The organism is Terriglobia bacterium, from assembly GCA_020072645.1.
Taxonomy (GTDB): domain Bacteria; phylum Acidobacteriota; class Terriglobia; order Terriglobales; family Acidobacteriaceae; genus Angelobacter.
In genome coordinates this window covers 1-20531 of the sequence record JAIQGK010000031.1, presented here as the reverse complement: position 1 = coordinate 20531, position 20531 = coordinate 1, and the positions used below count along the sequence as shown (strand labels likewise).

Below are 20531 nucleotides of genomic sequence, written 5' to 3'. Positions count from 1 at the left end.
CGGATTGAGAAGGTGAAAATCAAAGATTGCCATGAGCGCTTCCTTTGGGTGGGTGTGCCTGGGCGGCTAACAAGAAATGTTCGGATAACAGTACGCTCTGTGGGTTGCAGGCTTTGCCTGTGGTCGTTGCATCCAGCCCTATGTTGACTTCCAGGTTTCCACTGACTGGGCTTTTGTAGTATAGCGTCCAACTATTCTCGTCCGTGGCTGAATTACGCAACGCAGCAGGCAGGCAGAAGGCCTTGTTGCCCTTGCTGATGATCTGGACGCATATCCGCTCACGCATCCAGAGCAAGCTACGGGCTTTGCCTTCCAGTTTGAGCGATTTGCATCCGATCCGTCGTGGCATGGATGCTGTTATCCGATGGTCGCAGATGCTTTCTAACGTGATCTCCGGCTTGGGAAATGTAGCATTTAATGTGTTTGAGTAAAAATATTGTAAAGGAGCGTGGGAATGGCGATTTTTCACCAAAATGACCTGTAATTTTGCCTGGCCGGTATTCTTTGCTGGATAGCGTAAGAGGACATGCGGGATCATCCAAATTCCATTGGCATCCACTTGCCCAATGAGCCGGGGTTCACACCATCCATTGATACAAGGGTAGACCTCCGATTCCAAAATCATATTCCTTCCAAAAAACCCGCGTGCATTGCGTACACTCCCCCGCAGATTCTCCTCGGGCGTTTTGAAGGAGATGTTATTTGCTTGATCGCGATCATTTGGTGTTTCAATCTCGATTTCCAACGGGCTTGACCAAATGGGCATCCCCAGAGCGAAGAGCGCGGCCAAAAATATCGCAAGCCCTGAAAAGGCAAGTAGCCTGTATCGATGGACGGCAACCCACGGTTTTCCGGTCTTACCCACCCCGGCTTCATTTGCATATGGTGGGGTGATGCTACCGTTCGTGCCTGTGTTCAATTGCTCCATGCCATTACCGTCCTCGGCAACTGCTGGGTCCGTTAAATCTCTGTAGCAAAGGAAGTGCCAAAAGGCGCATTGCTAAGATAAACGCGCAAAAGGCCGGAAAACGCAACGGCATAGGAACGATGCGCCTGTCCAGCAGAGCATCTGGACCGCTGTCATGCTTTCGACAATTTCGGGACTGCCTAAATTTTATGAGGTAGGTTGCCGCTGATGTGCATGCCGCGCAGGATAAGCTGAGATGCCGGGCAGGCACAGCGGGGAAAACCGGGAAAGTGAGGGCCGTACAAGAAAGAGAAGCTTTGAATGTTATTCGTCCTGAGCACTTTCCACATCGCCATAATTGCGGGGTATGCCGAAAGAGTCCATTTTGTTAACTAGTGTTTGTCGGCTAAATCCCAGAATACCGGCGGTTTGTGTAATGTTGCCGCGGGTTGCTTCCAGGGCCTCCATGATTTTTTCTTTTTCCACCTCGGTCATCGGTTTTAAAATCTTATTTGCCCGTTTTGAGGATCGGGATATCTTTGGCGAAGGGATTAAGGAGTTCATCGCCTTGGTGGAATCGTCCGGTTCCAGGTCCCAGGAGAATAAAATTTTCTTCTCTGGATGAATGGCCTTGCGAATCAGATTTTCCAATTCCCGCACATTGCCCGGCCAATCATATTCAACCAGTTTAGAAAGCGCGCGCCGGGAAATAGACCGAGTATTCGCTTTCAGTTCATCGGCATAGTTGTCCAGAAAATAGAATGCCAGTAAGAGAATATCTTCTTTCCGCTCCCGCAGGGAAGGCAGATGTAGCCTGATGCCAAAACGAAAATAAAGCGGCTTGCGGAATGTCCCTTGCAGCATCGCTGCTTCAAGATCAACGTCAGTGGCGGCTATCACCTTTACGTCAACCGGAACAGGAGTGGTTACAGCATAAGGGCGCACCTCTTTTTCCTGCAGCACCCGTAAAAACTTATCTTGCATCACTGGACTGAGAGTATGAATTTCGTCCAGAAAAAGAGTGCCGCCGTTGGCTAACTGAAACCATCCGGGCGCACCCTCTGGCCGGGCACCGGAAATACCGGATTTAGGGCCATAGCCGAATATATCTATTTCGGCAAGGCTCTCGGTGACTTGTCCGCAATGGCGCGCTTCAAAAGGGCCCTGTCTTTTTCCCGAGAGCTTATGCACTTCACGTGCAACCAGTTCCTTGCCTGTTCCAGTCTCGCCGATCAGCAATACATTGATGTCAGAGGCGGCGGCCTGTTGCACTTCTCGGGTAAGCCGCTCCATCTGCCGACTTTTACCCACCATATGGGCAGGCCACCGAAAACGTTCCTTAGAGTGTGTCTTGGTTTCGTTATCAGCCAAAATAAAAGAATGGGAGGCTATTTCGGCGCCTAAGGCGATCAGGAACTTGCCTGTATTGTCCAAAAGCGAGGCGTCGGGAAAGTTCCAGTCAATGCAAAAGAAACCTTTCAGAGTCTTTTTAGAAAGGATGGGAACAAGCATGGTGGTTTCTTCGATCACCACTTCACCCCTTTTCAATCTTTCCATGAAGCTCTCATCGGTGATTTCAATTTCTTCATGGTCTTTAAGACCAGTGATGCCCATATCATGGGTTTGGTCCCAATTGTCGTTCAGAAAAATTCTCACAAACCCGCGATCAGCTTTCAAAACGGGCAGCAGCAGCCTCATGGTTTGAGTAATAAGCTCCGGAAGCGGCGTCGCTCTGCTGCTTTGCCGTCGTAGCTCTTCCAGTAGTTCCTGTCTTTCCGGAAACGCAGCATCTTTGGATAGGACGGCGCCGCTGATTTGCGTGGTGCTCCGGTCCGCAGGCCTTTGGGGCCTCCGATGGACCACCCGGAGAGGGCTGCTGCGCTTCCGAAGTTGATTACGGCTGAAATACTGGACCCTATACTCGGCAATATGGATGATGTCTCCATCCGCAAGTATTTTTCGATCGACATTGACGCCATCTATCTGAATCGAACACGCGCTTCCCAGGTCCCGGATAAAGTATGTGTTGTCGGAACCATCGCAACGCACGACGGCTGCATGGAAACGCGAGATTCTGCGGCTGGCCTGCGGTAGAGCTATATCGTTTCTGAGAGAACGCCCGATCGTGATGAGATCAACGGCTGGGAAGGCGAATTCTTTGTGTGCCACGTCGCCCAGGGAAACTACCAGGTAGGGCATAATTCCTCAATTCCCCATGTTTATGAATTTCCATGCATTGAAAACTGCGCGTGGTGATTGTAAGCCGGCAGATTTGCGGTTCATAAAGATTGGCTAATAAATAATCATGATAACCCCCACTGAATGTGTTGCTTGGGAGTTTACGCTTGCCGACGGTGGTATTACCAAGATAATGCTTCAAAAGGGCGGTATACATGGCATAATATCGCACCCCAACTCCCATTTTGATTGAAGGAAAGTGCATGACCCAATCGAAGGATCCTGCCTGGGACAAAGAAAGAACAGCTGAGGATTCTACTGAAGTCCCCTGGCGGCAAGAGGTCGGACAGCCCTTGAATGATGCTGCCCCGGAGCAGCCCTCTGCTTGCCGGGAGACGGCTTATGGCTCTCTCGCGCGCTTTGAAGTGCTCGCCAATCGCTATCAGGTTGTGCGATTGATAGGTATGGGAGGAATGGGAGAAGTATATGAAGTTGAAGACCTCGATATTCATGATCATCTTGCTTTGAAAATCATGCGGATTGAGGTGGCTTGTGATGCTCAGGCTGCCTCACGATTTAAGCAGGAGATCCGGTTACTGCGCCAAATAAACCATCCGAATGTATGCAGAGTTTTCGATGTGGGATACCATCAAAGCAGCCTGCATGGCCCACAACCAACCATTTTCTTTACCATGGAGTTGCTGCGGGGCAAAACTCTGGCCGAATATTTGCAGGAATCCGGCCCACTCCATGCATCGGAAGCCTTGCCTCTGCTGGAGCAGATCGTAAACGGCCTTGAGGCTGTGCACCAGGCAGGCATTGTCCATCGTGATTTAAAAAGCAGCAACATCATTCTTGTGCAGGCTGGCCAGGGAATTCGTCCCGTGATCAGTGATTTTGGCTTGGCCCTTGCATCTTCAACCGAACGCCCGTCTCAGTCTGCGCCGGGCGAATCGCTTGTGGGAACTCCTGAGTACATAGCGCCCGAGCAGCTCGAAGGGGCTGAAGTGACTGCCGCAACCGATATCTATTCTTTAGGCGTCGTCATTTATTACATGATCACGGGGAAATACCCTTTTACCGGCGATTCCCGCCGCTCAATTGCTCTGCAGCGGCTGGAAACACCTCCGGTTCCACCTCGTGTGTATCTTCCTGATATTGATCCTTGCTGGGAATTCGTAATTTTGCGCTGCCTGAAAGCGGACCCAAAGGAGCGTTTTCTCCGCTCGAGTGAAATCAGCGAGGTGCTACGCAAAAAGATTGCCGTATCTATAGAACACGTAGAACATGGTCAGACCACTTTCCGCGAGAAAAAGCCGGGTCGCGCCTGGATGGCGGTCTTGGCTGGGGTGCTGCTGTGCGGAGCTCTCGTGGTTGCATTGTTGTTGAACAGTTTCCGGACAAACTCATCTCAAGTTGCCAGAAAAAGTGATCGGCGTGTGGCGGTGCTGCCGTTTACCGTGATCAAGAACGACCCTGAAAGCCAGGCATTTGCCAATGGCCTGGCAGAAACCATGGCGGCCAGCATCTCGCAATTGGCGCGGGGGCATTCTTTCCAGATCATTCCAATGGCGGAGTTGCGGGCGCGGCAAATTACAACGGTGGAAAAGGCTCGGGAGGAGTTTGGCACTGATGTGGTGGTAACAGGGAGCCTGCAGAGGTCCGGACAGCTTGTGCGCGTGACGGTGGTTTTGATCGATGCTGCGGCCCAGAAGCAGTTGGGCGGTGATACAGTCGATTTTGCCCGTGATGATCCCTTTGCCTTGGAAGACCGCATCGTGGCCAATGTACTGGCCATGCTGGAGATCAAACCTACCAGAGACGAGGAAGCGCGGCTCATTAGCCATGGCACGGTTTATCCGCAGGCCTATAGCAACTATCTCAAAGGTCGCGGCTATCTGCAGGACTACGAAAAACCGGAGAGCATTGAAAGCGCCATTGAGATACTTTCCAGCACGCTCAACCTCGACCCGAACTATGGCAGCTCCTACGCTGCTCTGGGTGAGGCATATTGGTTAAAATACGAAAACCTGCACAATAAGGATTTGGTGCGCCAGGCGCGGGAAGCATGCGAACGTTCAGTCCGGCTACAACCCGGAATGGCGGAAGCGCATTCCTGTCTCGGCAATGTATATGAAGGTACTGGACAGTTCGAGAAGGCAGCCGAAGAGTTCAACCTTGCTCGGGAACTCGATCCAGCCGACGCGGGCGCTTACCGCGGTCTGGCAAAAGCTTACGAATCTTTGAGGCAGCCCCAGAAAGCCGAAGATATTCTTCATCAGGCAATCCGCTTAATGCCACAGTATTGGGGCGGATACAGCCAACTGGGCGCCTTCTATTACCGTCAGGCGCGGTATGAAGAAGCGGCTGCCATGTTTCAAAAGGTTATTTCATTAGCGCCCGACAATTACCGTGGATATAGCAATCTCGGCGGCATTTACCTGTCGCAAGGCCGTTATAACGACGCAGTACCGCTTTTTCGGCGGTCGACCACCATTCAGCCCAGTGAAGATTCACTTTCGAATCTTGCGACCTCGTACTTTCATCTGCGTCAGTTTGCTGAGGCGTCCAATTATTACGATCAAGCCATCAAGCTGAACCAGCAGGACTATACCATGTGGGGCAATCTTGCTTCTGCACAATACAGGGAGCCAGATACCCGGACGGCCGCTATGGCCTCTTATCGCCAGGCCATTCTGCTCGCCGAGCGCGATCTCGGCGTGAATCCTAAAAAAGCCGATGTGCTTGGCAATCTTGCAGACTATTACTCCATGCTAGGCGACAGGGAGAAGTCCCTGCGCTGTCTCCACCGAGCTCTCGCGCTCGCACCGAACGATGCATGGCTGAAAAAGCGCGCCGGCGAAGTCTATAACCAACTCGGCGAAACCGATGCCGCATTGGAGTGGCTGAGCAAAGCTGTCGCCGGCGGGTATTCCCGGACTCTGCTGCGCGATACGCCAGTGCTCGACAACCTGCGCGGCGATCGTCGCTTTCAAAAGCTGTTGCTGCAGAACTAATCCTGCTCTATCCGCAGTTCTGCGGGAGCTGAACGGCGCACGCGGCGCGCGCGCACCCCTTCCCATTAATTGCTCATTCCTGAGCAGAGCTCTCTAAAAATTAGGAGGCTCGCAATGGCCGGTAGTCTTTCCCGCCGGTATCCCCCCAACAAGTCCTTTGTTCATGCAAGCTCAGAAACTGCGCCGCGGAAGCAGCCCTTGGCCCCTTACATGCTTATGTAAGATTTCAGTTTTCTTGCCATGAGGTCCTTATGAGCGCGCTATTTCATCGAGGCCATGCTTTATTGATCGGGGTGGGCGGCGACCTTCCGTGCACAATACGGGACGTTGAGGGGCTGCGCAACATCCTGGTCAATCCCAAACGTTGTGCTTATCCGCCCGATCAGGTCCGCCTGCTGACGGAAGAAAACGCCTCGGTTGAGGGTATTCGCGTCGAGCTGAAGCGATTGGCCAAAGTCATTGAAAAAGAGAAGCAAGGTTCCACCGTAATCGTCTACTTTTCCGGTCATGGCGGCTATGTGCAATCGAGTGAGGGTGACGCTTACTCTCTCGTCGCATACGGATACGGCGGCAATCAATTTCGGAAAACCACCATGCATGGTAGAGAGTTCACAGCGCTGCTGGAAGATATCCGGGCGGAAAGATTACTGCTGGTGCTGGATTGCTGCCATGCCGGCGGGATCGAGTTGCCCCTGGCCAAAGGGTCGGCATACAAAGAATTGTCACCCCAGGTGCGGACGATTCTGGCCAGTAAGAAGGGCCGGGCCGTGCTGGCCTCATCGACGGGCGCGGAACTCTCATGGACAGGCAAGCCCTACAGCGCGTTTACCCACTCTCTTCTGGAGGCGCTGTGCGGGGAGGGCAATCCGCGGCGTGATGGCTTTGTACGCATCGGCGACCTGGTTACCTATACGAGCCAACAGGTCCCCCGCAAAACCAATGACCGTCAACACCCCACATTCGATTTCAAGTCCGACAATTTCGAGATCGCCTACTACGGAGGCGGCGACAACCGGGTTGAGCCGTTGCCGTTCGAAAAATTCGTGCCGGAAGCCGCTCTCGAACAGGAGCTGTTACCAGCCGTGGCGCCGGAAGGAATAATCAATCAGCAGTTGATAGTGGGTCATCGAGGCTCCATTAAGAAGATCGGGCTGACTTACGAAGGCCCGGCGGAGGCGATCCCAGGAGTCGTTAATAAGGACATTCTCAAGCAGACTGAAGGCAATCTCGATCTTTGTGGCGCCGAGATCAAGATTCCCCCGGGCGGCCGCCGCTCCACTCGGTCCAAGAGGAGCCGCCATGGAGAATAGTCTGGCATCAGCGTGGCCTTACTTTATTGCCGGTATTTTTTTGCTCTGTGCGATTGCGTCATGGCAGGCATTGCGGCATACACGGCGATATAACGTCACTGAAACGGAGGCCCTGGAGTATATCGCCGGCAAGCTCAAGCGATCGCAAAACCTGGATTCGGCGGAAGAGGACGAGCAAGATCGCGCCGCGGAAGAAATGGATGGGGAAGAATGGGCCGGAGAGGGGCCGGCGGACAATGCCGACGAAGTAAAAAGCGGTGCGGAAGTAAAAATAGGGGCCGCAGGAGAGAAAAAGAGCGAGGAGAAAAAAACGCCGGCGCGCCTCATGTCGACCGAGACGCTGCTGGAGGGGCTCTCGCGGAGGACAGTGATCGCCGACCGGCTGGAGCTGATCAAGCGCATGCGCGAGTCCCAGGTCAAAGTGAGCCTAAGCGCGCTGCAGCAGATGACCCTCGCGCGCGAAGCTTCGTCCAAATCGCTTTCCCTGCCGTCCTACGCGGCAAGCCTTTCCATGATGCTGGGATTGCTGGGCACCGTAATCGGACTGGCCATCATGGTGCAGCAGATCGATCTCGGCCTTCCTGCCGATGTCAGGAGCGTGACCCTGAATTCCTGGATGGCGTCCATCGCTCACATCCGGGGTGTTCTCGACGGCATGCGAACCGCGTTCAGCGCCACCATGGCCGGCATTACCTCCGCCATCATTCTCTCCTGGCTCAATCACCGTCTGGGCCATGCGCAATCAGCTTTTCTCGACCGCCTTGACCGGTTCACCACGGAAGACCTGTTTCCCGCCACCGTGCCCGCAACGGAAGATGACAGTCTGCTGGAAAAGGTCAGCCTGCAACTGGAAACCAGTTTCAGCCGCCTCGATGACATAGCGCGGAACAACCAGGAGACCCTGGTGGAACTCAACGCTATTGAGAAGGGCTTTGTGGAGATCGTCGGCACGATTCGCGACTCAAACAAGGCCGAGACCTCCGAACGCATCCAGACCCTCATCGGCAAAACTTCCGGCGTGATCGAGCAGGTAGCGGACCTGAATAAGTCACTGATGATGGTTGCGGAAACGCTTCCGGGCGTTGTTTCCCAGGTCGCGCAATCGAACCAGAATAGCTTGAACCACATGGATCTGATGGTTCGTTCTTATGAAAGCCAGCGAACGCAGGCAGAGCAGTCCAACATGGTCAGGATCGACCGCCTGATCCGCGCATACGAGCAGCAGCGCAGCCTTATGTCGTGGCCTCTGCAGGTGAAGTTGATCTTTGGTTTTCTGGTGGTCTCCGATCTTGCGCTGTTAGGCTATGCGCTTTTCAAGTAGGCAACCATGATCAAGACTCCTGCGGCTCACGGAACGGTCCGGTCCGGCATTGAATATTGGCCGAGCTATGTCGATATTCTCACCACCGTGCTCATGGTTTTTGTGCTGCAGAATTTTCTTCAGACAACCCTCAATATTGACAGCTTCGAAAGCGCCCGTCTTCGCGAGGAGCAAAGGCAGTTGACCGAGCTTATGCAAAAAGAATTTCAAGAAGAGACTGCGCGGCACAAGGTCACTCTGGATGATTCGAAGCTCAACATGCTTCAGGTCCGTTTCAGCGAAGAGGTCCTGTTCGCGTCCGGGGAATACCACCTGGCGCCCAAGGGCCGCGAAATGCTCGGCAAATGCGCTCGCGCTCTGCGCTCAGGCGCCGGCGCCATCGATTTCAAGCAGATCGAAGTGGAAGGCCACACAGACAAGCAGCCCCTGAATCGGAGCGCTTATCCCCGAAACAATTGGGAGTTATCGGCCGCGCGAGCCATTGAGGTTGTGCGCTTCATGATGGAACGGGGCATACCGCCGGACAAGCTCTCTGCCGGCGGATACGCGGAATTCCATCCGGTGGAGAATTCTCCGTGGCATCAGAGCCACAATCGAAGGATCGAATTGCGGGTCCTTTTCGCTACCCCCGACCAACTGCCGGCGAGGGGCCAATGACTGATCTACGTCGCACCCTATGGCGCTACCAGGCCCGCCAGATCCGCTATGACGCGGTCGCGCTCGCATTCGAAGAGGAGATCTCCCTCATCCTGGAGGGATACCGGGCAACCATTTTTCAAATAGGCGAGGTTCGCGGCGGCTCCCGTGAGTTCCAATTGTGCGTCACATTGGACAACGCCATTAATTCCGCACGCGCCCACGTCCGCGGGCGTAACTTCAAGGCTGCATTGCGCGAACTGAAGCGGGCCGAAGCCTCCAGGAAGGTTCTGGGCCTGAGCCACGCGGCGCGCGCGCTAATTCAAAGAGCCGAGGGGCTTTGCGGCAAGTTGTCTGAAGCGCTCGGGCCCGGCGCGGCCCAGTCATTCATGGCGTATGAAACCGCTCGCCGCCTCCTGGCGGCAGCGCGCCAACTTTATGACAAGGGTGAGCTGCGGCCGTCGCGTTTTGTGGCTGGCATGTGCCAACTGGAAGTGGAACGTCTGTTGCGCATTCAGGAAGCCGACGAGGGAGAGATGCGGGCCCGGCGGATGCAGATCGCAAATCTTCGGGCGCTCCAGGACGCGTTGGCGCAGCTCCCTTTCAGGAACGAAGACGATTTGATCACGACTACGGTCTCGCGCGCTGAGCTCCTGATGGCGGAAGGCCATATGCTGCTGGCCAAATGCACGCTGGATGAGCTTGAGCCGGCGGTTGCTCCGCGGGCCGCGTTTCTCGAGGAACTGACTCGCCAACTGGGGCCGTCGAGCCTCAAGAACAAAGGACCTATGCTTTGCCTGCTGGAGGAATGCGGTATTTCGGCCCAGGACACATGGGAATCCGCGACCGGTCGCTTGTTGGAGCACGCATTGGCCCGGCTGGAAGCGAAGCTGAATGCTCTCGCAAGGATTGTGTCTGAACAGGCCAGAGACTTGAACGCGGTATCCGTATAGAACGCTTTTATGGAGGGGACGCACATGAATTTCACTCAGGAAAAAGGTGCCGTTTCGGAAGAGCGCCATGGCTATGGCGCGAAGCCTGGGCACGACATCGCGGTCTTCGAAATCATTGATCAAGGCATGCAGTTCGTGGGTATGGTCAAGGAAGGCGAGCAATTTCAGCCGAAGAAGAAAGGCCTGTTCGGCCCGGCCCGGGAGTATGCCTCGTATGCGGTGAACAGCACTTCCACTCTTAACTTCAAATTCACCCAGCGCTTTGATCACATGAGCGCCAGCCATTTCTTTGATCTCACGTTCTACGTTCGCTACGGCGTGAGCAGTCCCGCACTCATTGTCACGAAATTGAGCCATGATCCGCTGGGCAAGCTGCGCGACGAAATCAAGGAAACACTGGGTGGCGCGATTACGCGGCTTCCCTGGGCAGACATCTTCCAAAGCAAGCTTGCCAACAACTTTTCTACATTGCCCCGCCAGATCATTCAGGGGCCCGAATTTGAGCGCCTGGAGAAATTTGCGGCAGAGTATGGGATCGAGCTCAAAAGCATTGAAATCTCATTGGACCTGAGCGCTGAAGACGCGGAGCCGCTCAAGAAGAAGGCCAGCTTCAATCGCAAAGAGGAGATTGCTGATATCGATAACGAGGGTGAGAAGGCGATGATCGCGCGCGAACAGGATCTGCTGGGGCCAAAGGTGGGACTGGAAAAGGCGAAATTGCTGTACCAGAAAGAGCTCGAAAGGGTGAAGAACCAGACCGAACTTGAGAAAACTGTCGTTTCTATTCTGGGTAAGACGCTGGGCGAGGTTGCCAGCGGGATCCAGACTCCGGAAGCCCTGAGCCGCGGAATGGAGATCATCTGGCAAGCGTTTCAGGGCATACCCGGCCCAGACGAGGGCAGGCCCAGTGGAATGCCACCTGGGCTTGCTTCTTCCAGTCCTGTGGCCATGCTCGGGGCGGGATCCCAGAATGGACATATGTTGGCAACCGTCCTGGATGAAGCCATGCGCCGCTTTGGCGCGCGTAAAGCGCACCCCTTTGAACGGGACTTCCTGGCAAACCTCCTCCATTGGATCGCAGAGAATTACCGCATGCAAAGAGCGGACGCGAAGCTCCTGAATGACTATCGTGCAGCGCTCGTCGAGGGGCAGGAGAAAATTCCGAATGGAGTTGACAGTGAGTCCTTTACCTGGTTGCAGCGCCTGCTCGATCAGGAAGATCTTCAAGCCCGGCTGGCATGACGTTTTTTAGGGGAGGTGCAAAATTCCATGAGCAATGAGCCTGAGAAGAATGCAAACAGTATGCCTGCCGGGAACGCGCCCGGCGCTGCTCCGGCCGCTGCAAAAACTGCGCCAAGCCGCTCTGCTGAACCGCCAAAGCCTGCCGCTCCAGAGCCGGAGCCGAAAACTCCGGAGACGGAAAAGAAAAAGGCCGTTCCGGATGGAGAGAAGAATGGAGAGCCGTTAAACCTCTCACTCAACATCGATAACCGTCCTGAGATCAGCGGCACGGGTGGATCAGTCGACAACACTGCGTTCAAGCTGGAGATGAGGAGCGCCCGCGATATTTTCATCGGAACGGATGGGGCTGTCCGGATCACGCAATTTTCCAAGTCGATGCGGGCCAGGCTGACTCGTTCTACCGAAGAAGCGGAAGCTGTTAGGCACATCCATGATGAATTGACCACCAGCCAGTTTATTTCGATCCTGCAGGAAAGCCGGATCCTGATCATTTCGGCCGAGCCGAATTCGGGCAAAAGCTCCACGGCCATTTATCTCGCTCATCGGCTGAGGTTGTGTGATCCTGAACTCAAGGAGGAAATCACGCAGGTTTTCCCCCTGGATGCTGCAGTACAAATCAATTTGGCTGAGGCGGTGCAGCAGGAAGAATCTTTTTGCCGCTGCGTCATCTTTTTCAAGGATTTTCTGACCGGCCAGAACCGTGCTCTGCGCGAGTTCTTGGAAGGGCTCGATCAGCGGCTTGCTGATTCGCTCTGCCGCGAGCTGAAGGCACGAGGATCGTATCTGATCTTTACCACCGACGATCATTTTATCGAATCCATTTCTTCGCAGCTGCAGGCTTTGCGCCTATGCATTCCTTTACCGCGGCTTGGCTCCGCCAAGCTGAGCGAGGCTCTGAACAGCATCCTGAAAGAGATACAAATAGATGTGACGCTAACGCAAGAGCAGCGGGACCAGGTCCTTTTATACGGCAAAACTGTACCCAGGATCCGTCGCTTCGTTCGCGAATACCTGTCCATCGTGGTTGAAGGAAAATCGACGGTCGAACGGGCTTTCAGCAGGATGGACCAGGTATCTCTCTGGCTGAAATATCTGGCGGCGGATTTTGAGGCCTGGAACGTCGCCTTTGTCCTGGGACTGGTTCAGCCGGTATCCGGTCCGCAAGGTGTCCCATGGACAGAGTTTCAGGAACTGTATAGCGCTCTGCTGAAGCCGATTCACAAGTGGACCGGAACACCGGAAAAATATTTCGTATATCGCCCGGAACGGCTCTGCGATGACGAGTTGCTGACCAAAGCGAGGGTGACGATCAAGCCCAGCGCCGATGGCCGGGACATGGTGCAATTCCAGGACCAGGCATTTCTGGAAGCGCTCTGGCCCGCTTTCCTGCATCAGACGCGCCGGTTAATGACCTCGCTTCTGCCCATTTTGCGTCAATTGGCACAGGAAGAAAATCTGTCTTTGCGGATCCATGCGGCCCGCATCTTGGGAAGAATCGGAGAGATGGACCCGGCCGCCATTATTCTTCCCCTAATTTCAGAATGGACACATGCCAACTCCGTCCGGTGGCGGCAAGCCACCGTAGGCTATCTGTTTCAAGGGATCATGCATAGCACAAATGAAACCTATATGAGCAACTGTCTGGCCGATCTGGAGCGGATGGGTCAGTCGGACGATACAGATGAAATTTGGACAGCGATCGCGGCCTTAAAGCAAATAGGGATCCTGGACTTACCTTTGGCAATGGCGCGACTGAAAAACATCGCCGAAGCCAAGCTGGCGGTTTATTTGTCGCATAATGACGAGATTCTGCGCATCATGCAGAACATCGAGCGTGAATTCAAAAAGCCAAACCACACTCGAAAAGAAGCTTTCCAGCTTATCGCCGCCCATGAATTCCTGAAGGAATTGGGATTCGCTCTCCTGCGCCACCACGGACCGGTATTCTTTGCGATGCAGTATTCGCTGGTGGCCTTATGTCTGGCAAAAGGCCCCATAGAAGTTTTCACGGAGCTGCGAAAATGGCTCCGCGGCAATGAAGGCCTGCGTAGCCTGGTCTGCCTGCTCTATCTCCAGTCGGATGGCATTGCCGATGAGCTTTCAGGATTCATCATGACGAAGGAGGAAATGGTTGCCGAGAAACGAGAAGACGCAAAGGCCGATTCAGCGGAAAGAAAAGAAACCCGGAGCGCCAAAAAACATGCCCGCGCCAATCCCATTCTCACGGCCTTGAGCCAGTCTCCTGATTCCCCCGTTCGGTTCGCGCAGTTTCTGGAAGATATATTCGCAAACTTCAATACCGTTTTTCGCATGGGCCGCACGAACTACCTGCGCGAGGCTTTTTTCAACCACCTGCGGTCCTGCGTGGTGGAAAGCGGCGAATTTCCTCGTGGACGGAAGGCGCTGGAGGATGTTTTTGTGCGGCTGCTCACATCGCCGCTCGTTGAATTGAAAATGCAGACCATGGATATGTTTCAAACAAATATTTTTTTGCAAAAAGGATCGCGCGAGGAAGAATTCGCAATCAGCGTGAAGAGAAAAAGCCTGTTCGGTGGCCGCAACAACGCAAAAAATGCGCTTGCGATCGCAAAGATGTGAACCCTTGAATTTCCGGTAAAGGAGATAGTGACATGGAAGCAATGAGTCTGGTGCGGCGGCAGGTTTCGTCCATCCTGAATGCGGATTTTTTTCTGAGCCAGGCTGACCTGGACGCCAACTATGAAGATGAACGTATCGCGCAAGTGGTCAACGGAGCAAGCTATGAACGAACAAAGCGGAGAGTAAGCGATTTTATCTCTCGCTGCGAGCAGACCCTTTCGGGCCTGCGACAACGCGTTGAGCAGGCCAAGGCGGAATTGGATGGTCTTGCCGCAAAAGCCACGGCGACACAGCCTGGCAGCGGTCCTTCCAGCTTTTTTGTTGACAGAAGCAATCCCAATTCCGTTGCGCGTTACAACGAAAAAGTGGACAAGTACAACGCCCAGCTTGAACTTCACCGCCGGATTGTAGACCAGGCGGGCCGGGCCAAAGAACGTTATGAAGACGTAACCGCAAAACTGGAAGACAAGAAAGCAGAGTTGGACGAACAGGTGCGCGAGAAGCTGGAAGAGCTGAAACCTGCTCTGGACCAGGATATCCTTACCCTCTTAGGAAAATTGCAACAGCTTGCCTATGACAATCTCCACAACAAAGGCAATCTCTTTGCCGGTTTTCTGCTCTCCTATGTGACAAAAAGGGCCTACGTCTTTCTCTATGATCGAATTCAGGATACCGTGGAACAGCGCGCAGCCACTGACATCTTTAACAAGCTCAATGCAGAGTTCAACACCATCATGACGACGAGCGGGGAGGACGTGGGAAGTGGGTTGCGACAAGCGGCAGAGTTTCTCCTGAGCTGTTATCAATCTAATGCCGTCCTGCTCAAGAACATCCAGGACAGTCTGCAGGCGCTTCCTTATCAGCAATGTAAAGACGCTGTGGTGGAAATCCAACGGCTTCTCTCTTTTGCGATCAACACTTCATTTGAGTATGGGCATATCATCGATCCTTCCGCATTGGCGAAGGTTGAAAGCGAGGTCCGCGCACGCAAGGCTTTATTCTCGCAGCAGGTCCAGGCCATTGATCGTTGTTCCGCCAGGCTGGAGCCGGTCTTCAGCGCAATCGCAGCAATCCAGAGCTCGGTCGATTCAGAGTTGTCGAAAATGAATTCATATAAGATGACGGTCTTTGACCCTGCTGGCAAGGATGTTCTTTTTGCGCTCAGCGTGCTTGAAGAAGAAAATCAGGACCGTTATCTCAAACAACACAAGCCGTGGCTTCAATGCATGCAAAAAGAAATCGAGCAGAAGCTGGGTGAACCGTTGAATGAGTTGGTAAAAAATGTGGTTGATACCGCATTGTTGACCCAAACTGCAAAAGACAAGTTGGCTGCCGACGCGGCGCTCTGCTTCTATTCCTTCAAAAGCAAACTTGCACAAATAAAGACTCGTTTACTGGACGGTATCAAGTCCTTGGATTCCACTTTGCAAGAGATCGATGAACTGCCCAGGCAGAAATCTCGGGAGTTTGCCAGGAAGATGTCTCTCTGGTTAAACCTCTCATTATTGCCGCTAGGAAACCTCTTCGGCCTTGTGGCAATCATAGGGATGACCAAAACATATCTGCCGGCTTTCATGAGCAGCAATATCACTTATGCCGCTCTTCGACAGAGATACGTTAAAAAGTACCAGGTCTATTCCTATATCCACATCGTACTTATGCTGGGCTGTACAGTTTGGGCATTGCTTGCGGGAACACCGGTACGGCCCGTCCTCTGGGCGGTGACTATCACCTACGTGCTCTCTACGGCGGGTCTTTACGCAAAAGGAAGACAGCTTAAGACTCTTGGGGTGGAACCCGTCTCCAGCCAGCGGTCATAATCATGGTTACAAAAGGTGCAAGTTCGCACGCGTCTGAGTCGTTGCGGCTGAGTCTCTTTTGTTGTTTGGCAAGTTGCTTTCTGAATGGTGTCCCCTGGAGACTTGCAAAGGTTCGCGCGCGGCGGCTTTCGCGTTTTCTGTACAGGCCTCAACTTCGGAGCTTCACCAAAAGTATCTCTCTTGCCTGCAACACAGAACCCTTTGCTCAACCCACCCCAACACAGCGGAGTGGCGCAAAGGGTTCAGGACGACAGATTTCTTCGCGGCCAACTCCGTCGCATCGGCCATCGACGTTGCCCGCAGGGGCCGTTCCAAAATCGTCTCAACCCGCCAGTCTGCAACTAATTGATTCTAAAAGATGGGATGCAACAGTATTCCGGTGTTTCAAAACCAGATGATTGTGGAACTGATCCGATGAAAATAGTGAAACGTGAATGTTCCAGATATCTATGCATAACGTCTACCTCTTGGAACAAGCTCTTTAAGCACTCTTCGCCCTGGTTGCTTGCCGTAAAGTGTCGATCGTCAGATCAAGCCCGAATGCCCAAAAAAAGATCTTTGAGAAGTCTTCGAAGGTCCCAACAAAGGTGCTCTGGTACAACATGAGTCCGCCGAGTCCCACTAAGAAAAACAGAGTTGCGCTCTGTATGCTCTTGGCCCAAAAAAGTTGTTTACGCGGCGTTACTGGAGTGCGGTCAACTTCCCGCGGCAGATCCAGAGCAGGCGCCGAGGTGCGATAGGATGGGATGGGTGCCACCACAAAGTCGGAACGAAGACTAGAGGGCCATATGGCATCTGCGCCTGGCGGCGGTGTGCCGCTGAGAAAAGTGCTGCTTGAGTACGCGTTGATCGTAACATTAACCGCTCCGGCATAGTCCTGTACGTTCAAGCGGGCTTCTACTGCACTTGTGTCCTTCGAGCCCAATTGCTTTAACAACGCATGGCGCCAAGCCTGGTCTAGATTGGCTAGCTGTGTTGGCAGAGAATCAAGGGCCGTCCCCGGATCGTCAGGCACTTGCTGGAGTGTCGCCGCAAAATCGAGCGTCTCTTTCTTCAATCTGGCGATTGTCTGTTGATCGGACGCTTTGGCCATCTGCTTTGCCGTCTTTTCAATCTCGGCCACTAGCGCGGTTTTAAGTTGCGAAAGAGGGTCGCGAATGTGGGAGACAGAAATGGTCAGAGTGGAAAGCACTTGCAGAATGTTGGCTGTTGTGGCGCAAGCGGTGTCGTCTTTAATATTGGCAAGAGCAGACTGTTGCTTCTCTAAAGCAGTTTGTAAATTCATTTTGAGGACTGATGAAATGCCGCCCCTTGACTTTTGTAGGAACTCAAAATAGTTCACCATCTTCTGCTGCCATTCGATCGCCCCAAGTTTGACCTGAAGCCCGAGGTTGTTTTGGAGCGAGAGCAGATCTTGCTTGGCGCCGGCCAGGTCGTCGTTGCCTAATTTTACTGCCGCCTTGTCCAGTTCCCGTTTACCAGTCTCAACGGATGACATTACAAGCTTTGGCACCGCCCATGTATTGTCGGTAACGGAACGCAGGTCGTCGAAAATTATCTGAACGTCTTGATGCCGTGTGGCCAGTTTCTTCAACTCATCGCGCCAAATCTGGTCCAGGGCTTGACGGTATTTTTCAATATCGGCTGCCGATTCTCCTGCGCGGGCTGTCGTAAGGTCATTAACAGCTTGATCGATGGCCCCGCGAAAGGTCGAGTCAAGGTGCTTGTCGCAATCCATTTTCACGCGGTGGAGGAGATCATCAGCATTGATGCGCGCCTGGTTCAGTTCGATACGTCCTTGCAATAACACTTTCAATAGCCAACTCACCAAGGCGCCCGCCAACGCATACACAAAAACCATGAACAACGGCAGTCTGCTTCTAACTTCGAAATTAAGGGGTACCGCCTGTGTTAGCTGCGGTGCCGTGACTTGCATCGCACCCGTCACGGTGCCTAGAGGGAAATCTCCCATCAGTTCGTAATCTACGTTCGTCGGCTTGCCGGCTTCCAGCTTATTGGGAACAATTAAATGCAACTGTCCGGTGACGGGCACGTTGCCGAGAAGAGAGGGTTGCAGGGCCGGAGAAACCTGAACGTCAGTGATGGACGATTTCCCGGAGATCTCGGCCATAACTAGCGCTTGCTTATCGTCTTTGCACCCCAAAATCCGATAGACAATCAGCTTTGACGGCAGCTGCAGCTGGGCTGTAGGGTGCTGAACCTGAAGAGTCAGGCGTGGGGCGTCGGGCTGGGTCTTAGGTAGCAAGTTTAAGACGACGTTGTAGGTTCCTGCCTTAGTAACTTTGGTTGCATCAATGTCCACGAGCAACGCAATGGGGTAGTTTTGTTTTCCTTTTTCCCATTTGACCGTAAATGCATCCCGTAGGCTGTTGTCTCTTAGCGCGCCGAGACTTACTTCGGATACGCTCGGGTTCTCCCTGGGGCGAAAGTTAGCCGTCGGTGTAACTGCAACACGAATTTGTGGTTTGGAGCAGCTCGCGCACAGGTCCACGCTGTCCCCGCCATCTATGGTGACCAGCGGTGCCTGCGCAATGGCACGGCTACCTGCAAGCAATAGAAGGATTAACAGACTTGGCACTTGTCTCATTGAATCCTCAAATCTACGTCCCCAATGGCATTGAATACAAAGGCCAAAGGATTGCCACGTTGGAGAGACGCACGCCTGAACTCGGTAATCGCGGTGCCAAGTCTGAGGTGGTCCTTCAGCATTGCGATGCTGACGTGCTGTGCGAATTGTGCCGCGAGCTGCGAAGCGACGATGCATTCGGTCCCTACCACGGCGGCCGCCCCGGCGGTGTTGAACGCTATTACAAAATTATTCACCGTTTTGAGGCTGGTCGCGGCTGAATCACACGCCATCAATAGAATGATGGATCGGGGCTCATCCCATGCCTCTTTCTCCTTTTGTGAACGCTCGTCAAGCTTGGCTCGCGATAGCCAATTTTTATCTCGCACCAGCCGGATGCGTTCATCCGCCTCCTCCATATGTCCGAGCACAATGAGCACCGCTGGGCGTACCGGAGGGACCTCCCACAGGAGCTCAATCAACTGCCTTCCGTCAGCAGGACCAGTACTTACGGCACTGGTGCCGACTTCCTTCTTAAGAAAGTTCTCCAACTCCTGCGCTTGCGGAAGTTCAGCATCGGCGACAATTCTAATGGCACCCTGCAACGGGAGCGATACATGCGTGTCTGTTGCGCGGCCCCGTCCCAGAAACTCCTCGACTTGGTGGCGTATTCCCCAGAACCCGGACACGCAGAAAGCCCCGCTGTCGACTTTGCATTTGCATGGTTGTGGTTTGCCTTGAGTATTCCGCGTGCGGCCCAGGCAAACGGATCCCAATGCCGTATCCTCAGGCAGGTCGTAGTCATAGAGAAGGGTCCAGGGAAAAACGTAGTCAAAACCGTACCGCACCACTTGCAGCGCTCGTCAGATTTTTTCCGCACCTCTACCAGATCTTTGCGCAATTTCGGCTGTTGCTCAGCAGCACCGGCGAACAAGGCATCGTAGAGCTTTTTGCCTTTTTTTGCCAGTTCGCGAATCGCATTGGCCAGAGGCTCGGGTGCAGGGTCGCCATCGGTTATTTCCGGATAAAAACGAGCGGTACCGGGATTTTCAGGATCCTCCGTCGCGATTCTTAGGTATGAGCGCAAATCCTTCACCTGATCATCGAAAGTGCCTGGATCCAAACGAAGATCGCCATCTGCTCCATTCGTCCCCTTTACGGAAATATTGTGTGTGGCACCGGGTCCACGATTGATTGCGATTGACAATAGCCGCGGCTCCAAAGAATCCAGGTTTGTGAACCGCTCCGTGCGGGTGAACTCCAGAGACACTCGCAGGCTTTCTCTGGACTCGCTTCCAGTACTCTCCTCGTCTGTAATTTCCGCTGAGAGCAAAAATGACTGTACGATGTGATTGCGGGAGTAAAGCAGAATCCGGAGTTCAGCCTTGCTGACCGCCTGGCGAGGGGCACGGATCGTGAAATAAACCGGATCACTCTGGCCGGCAAGCGGCAGATTGAAGCGCTGTAGTGGCCGCGACAGCAGGTGGAAATCCTTGGGCTGGACAACGAACTCAAGTTCGTGTCCGCGCGCATCTTCGGGATCAGGTAACAGAGGATCGACGGCTGGCATCTTGCCGCTGACGATGCTGTCCATCGAACGGTGTCCGATGTGCAAACGGAGCTGATATCGCGCTCCCGGCTTCAGCGTTGCGGACTTCCGCAAGGATTGTAACCGTGGTTCCGTATCCAAGCGCTGCAGCGCCGCATCCACCGATCGTCCCGGAAAGTGCCGAACTTTGGACGAACTAACATCGCGAAAACTCAGTGGCGAAGTCAGGGGCCGGGCCTCCGCGTCCGTTCCAGGCACAGCCTCTTGCTGCTCCGTGTCCTGCACCCCGAAAGTGAGACAGAGATAATATCCCCACTAAGCAGGAAAGGAGCTGCGAGTGGCGAATTTAAAAGGTGCCAAGAAACGCGGGTTGCCGTTTTGGCAGGCCGCAGTGGCAAGGGTACAGGCAGGAG

13 protein-coding genes are annotated in these 20531 nt (G+C 53.8%); 9 read left to right on the top strand and 4 right to left on the bottom strand.

The annotated features are described in order from the left end of the window. Positions 1–19 precede the first annotated feature (19 nt). On the bottom strand, positions 20–928 hold the full coding sequence (locus LAO76_26990) for a hypothetical protein (protein MBZ5494588.1): 909 nt from the start codon (positions 926–928) through the stop codon (positions 20–22). A gap of 303 nt (positions 929–1231) precedes the next feature. Next, entirely contained in the window at positions 1232–3106 is a 1875-nt protein-coding gene (locus LAO76_26985; GenBank protein ID MBZ5494587.1) for a sigma 54-interacting transcriptional regulator, read from the bottom strand. Positions 3107–3348: 242 nt separating this feature from the next. On the opposite strand from LAO76_26985, the gene LAO76_26980 reads away from it, so the two are divergent. From LAO76_26980 to LAO76_26945, 8 genes are all read left to right on the top strand, one after another. Beyond that, positions 3349–6102 carry a tetratricopeptide repeat protein gene (locus LAO76_26980; GenBank protein MBZ5494586.1) on the top strand — a complete coding sequence of 918 codons (2754 nt, stop codon included), beginning with the start codon at positions 3349–3351 and terminating at the stop codon, positions 6100–6102. A gap of 251 nt (positions 6103–6353) precedes the next feature. After that, positions 6354–7412: a caspase family protein gene (locus tag LAO76_26975; protein ID MBZ5494585.1), complete on the top strand. Its 1059-nt coding sequence runs from the start codon at positions 6354–6356 to the stop codon at positions 7410–7412. Beyond that, on the top strand, positions 7402–8733 hold the full coding sequence (locus LAO76_26970) for a MotA/TolQ/ExbB proton channel family protein (GenBank protein MBZ5494584.1): 1332 nt from the start codon (positions 7402–7404) through the stop codon (positions 8731–8733). The genes LAO76_26975 and LAO76_26970 overlap by 11 nt, the downstream gene beginning before the upstream one ends. A gap of 6 nt (positions 8734–8739) precedes the next feature. Beyond that, positions 8740–9390 (top strand): OmpA family protein, encoded by a 651-nt coding sequence (locus LAO76_26965; GenBank protein MBZ5494583.1) that lies wholly within the window; start codon positions 8740–8742, stop codon positions 9388–9390. After that, positions 9387–10322 carry a hypothetical protein gene (locus LAO76_26960; protein ID MBZ5494582.1) on the top strand — a complete coding sequence of 312 codons (936 nt, stop codon included), beginning with the start codon at positions 9387–9389 and terminating at the stop codon, positions 10320–10322. The genes LAO76_26965 and LAO76_26960 overlap by 4 nt, the downstream gene beginning before the upstream one ends. A 24-nt stretch (positions 10323–10346) precedes the next feature. Then, a complete protein-coding gene (locus tag LAO76_26955; protein MBZ5494581.1) occupies positions 10347–11564 on the top strand; it encodes a hypothetical protein in 1218 nt (405 codons plus the stop codon). Positions 11565–11591: 27 nt separating this feature from the next. After that, a complete protein-coding gene (locus LAO76_26950) occupies positions 11592–14162 on the top strand; it encodes a hypothetical protein (GenBank protein ID MBZ5494580.1) in 2571 nt (856 codons plus the stop codon). A 32-nt stretch (positions 14163–14194) separates the two neighbouring features. Next, positions 14195–15982, top strand: coding sequence for a hypothetical protein (locus LAO76_26945; GenBank protein MBZ5494579.1), 1788 nt, complete (start codon positions 14195–14197; stop codon positions 15980–15982). A 481-nt stretch (positions 15983–16463) separates the two neighbouring features. On the opposite strand, the gene LAO76_26940 is transcribed toward LAO76_26945, so the two are convergent. Then, positions 16464–18590: a hypothetical protein gene (locus LAO76_26940; GenBank protein MBZ5494578.1), complete on the bottom strand. Its 2127-nt coding sequence runs from the start codon at positions 18588–18590 to the stop codon at positions 16464–16466. On the opposite strand from LAO76_26940, the gene LAO76_26935 reads away from it, so the two are divergent. Then, positions 18575–18850: a hypothetical protein gene (locus LAO76_26935; GenBank protein ID MBZ5494577.1), complete on the top strand. Its 276-nt coding sequence runs from the start codon at positions 18575–18577 to the stop codon at positions 18848–18850. The genes LAO76_26940 and LAO76_26935 overlap by 16 nt on opposite strands. A 227-nt stretch (positions 18851–19077) precedes the next feature. Here LAO76_26935 and LAO76_26930 read toward each other — a convergent pair whose 3' ends face one another. Further along, a complete protein-coding gene (locus LAO76_26930; GenBank protein MBZ5494576.1) occupies positions 19078–20163 on the bottom strand; it encodes a hypothetical protein in 1086 nt (361 codons plus the stop codon). Positions 20164–20531 lie beyond the last annotated feature (368 nt).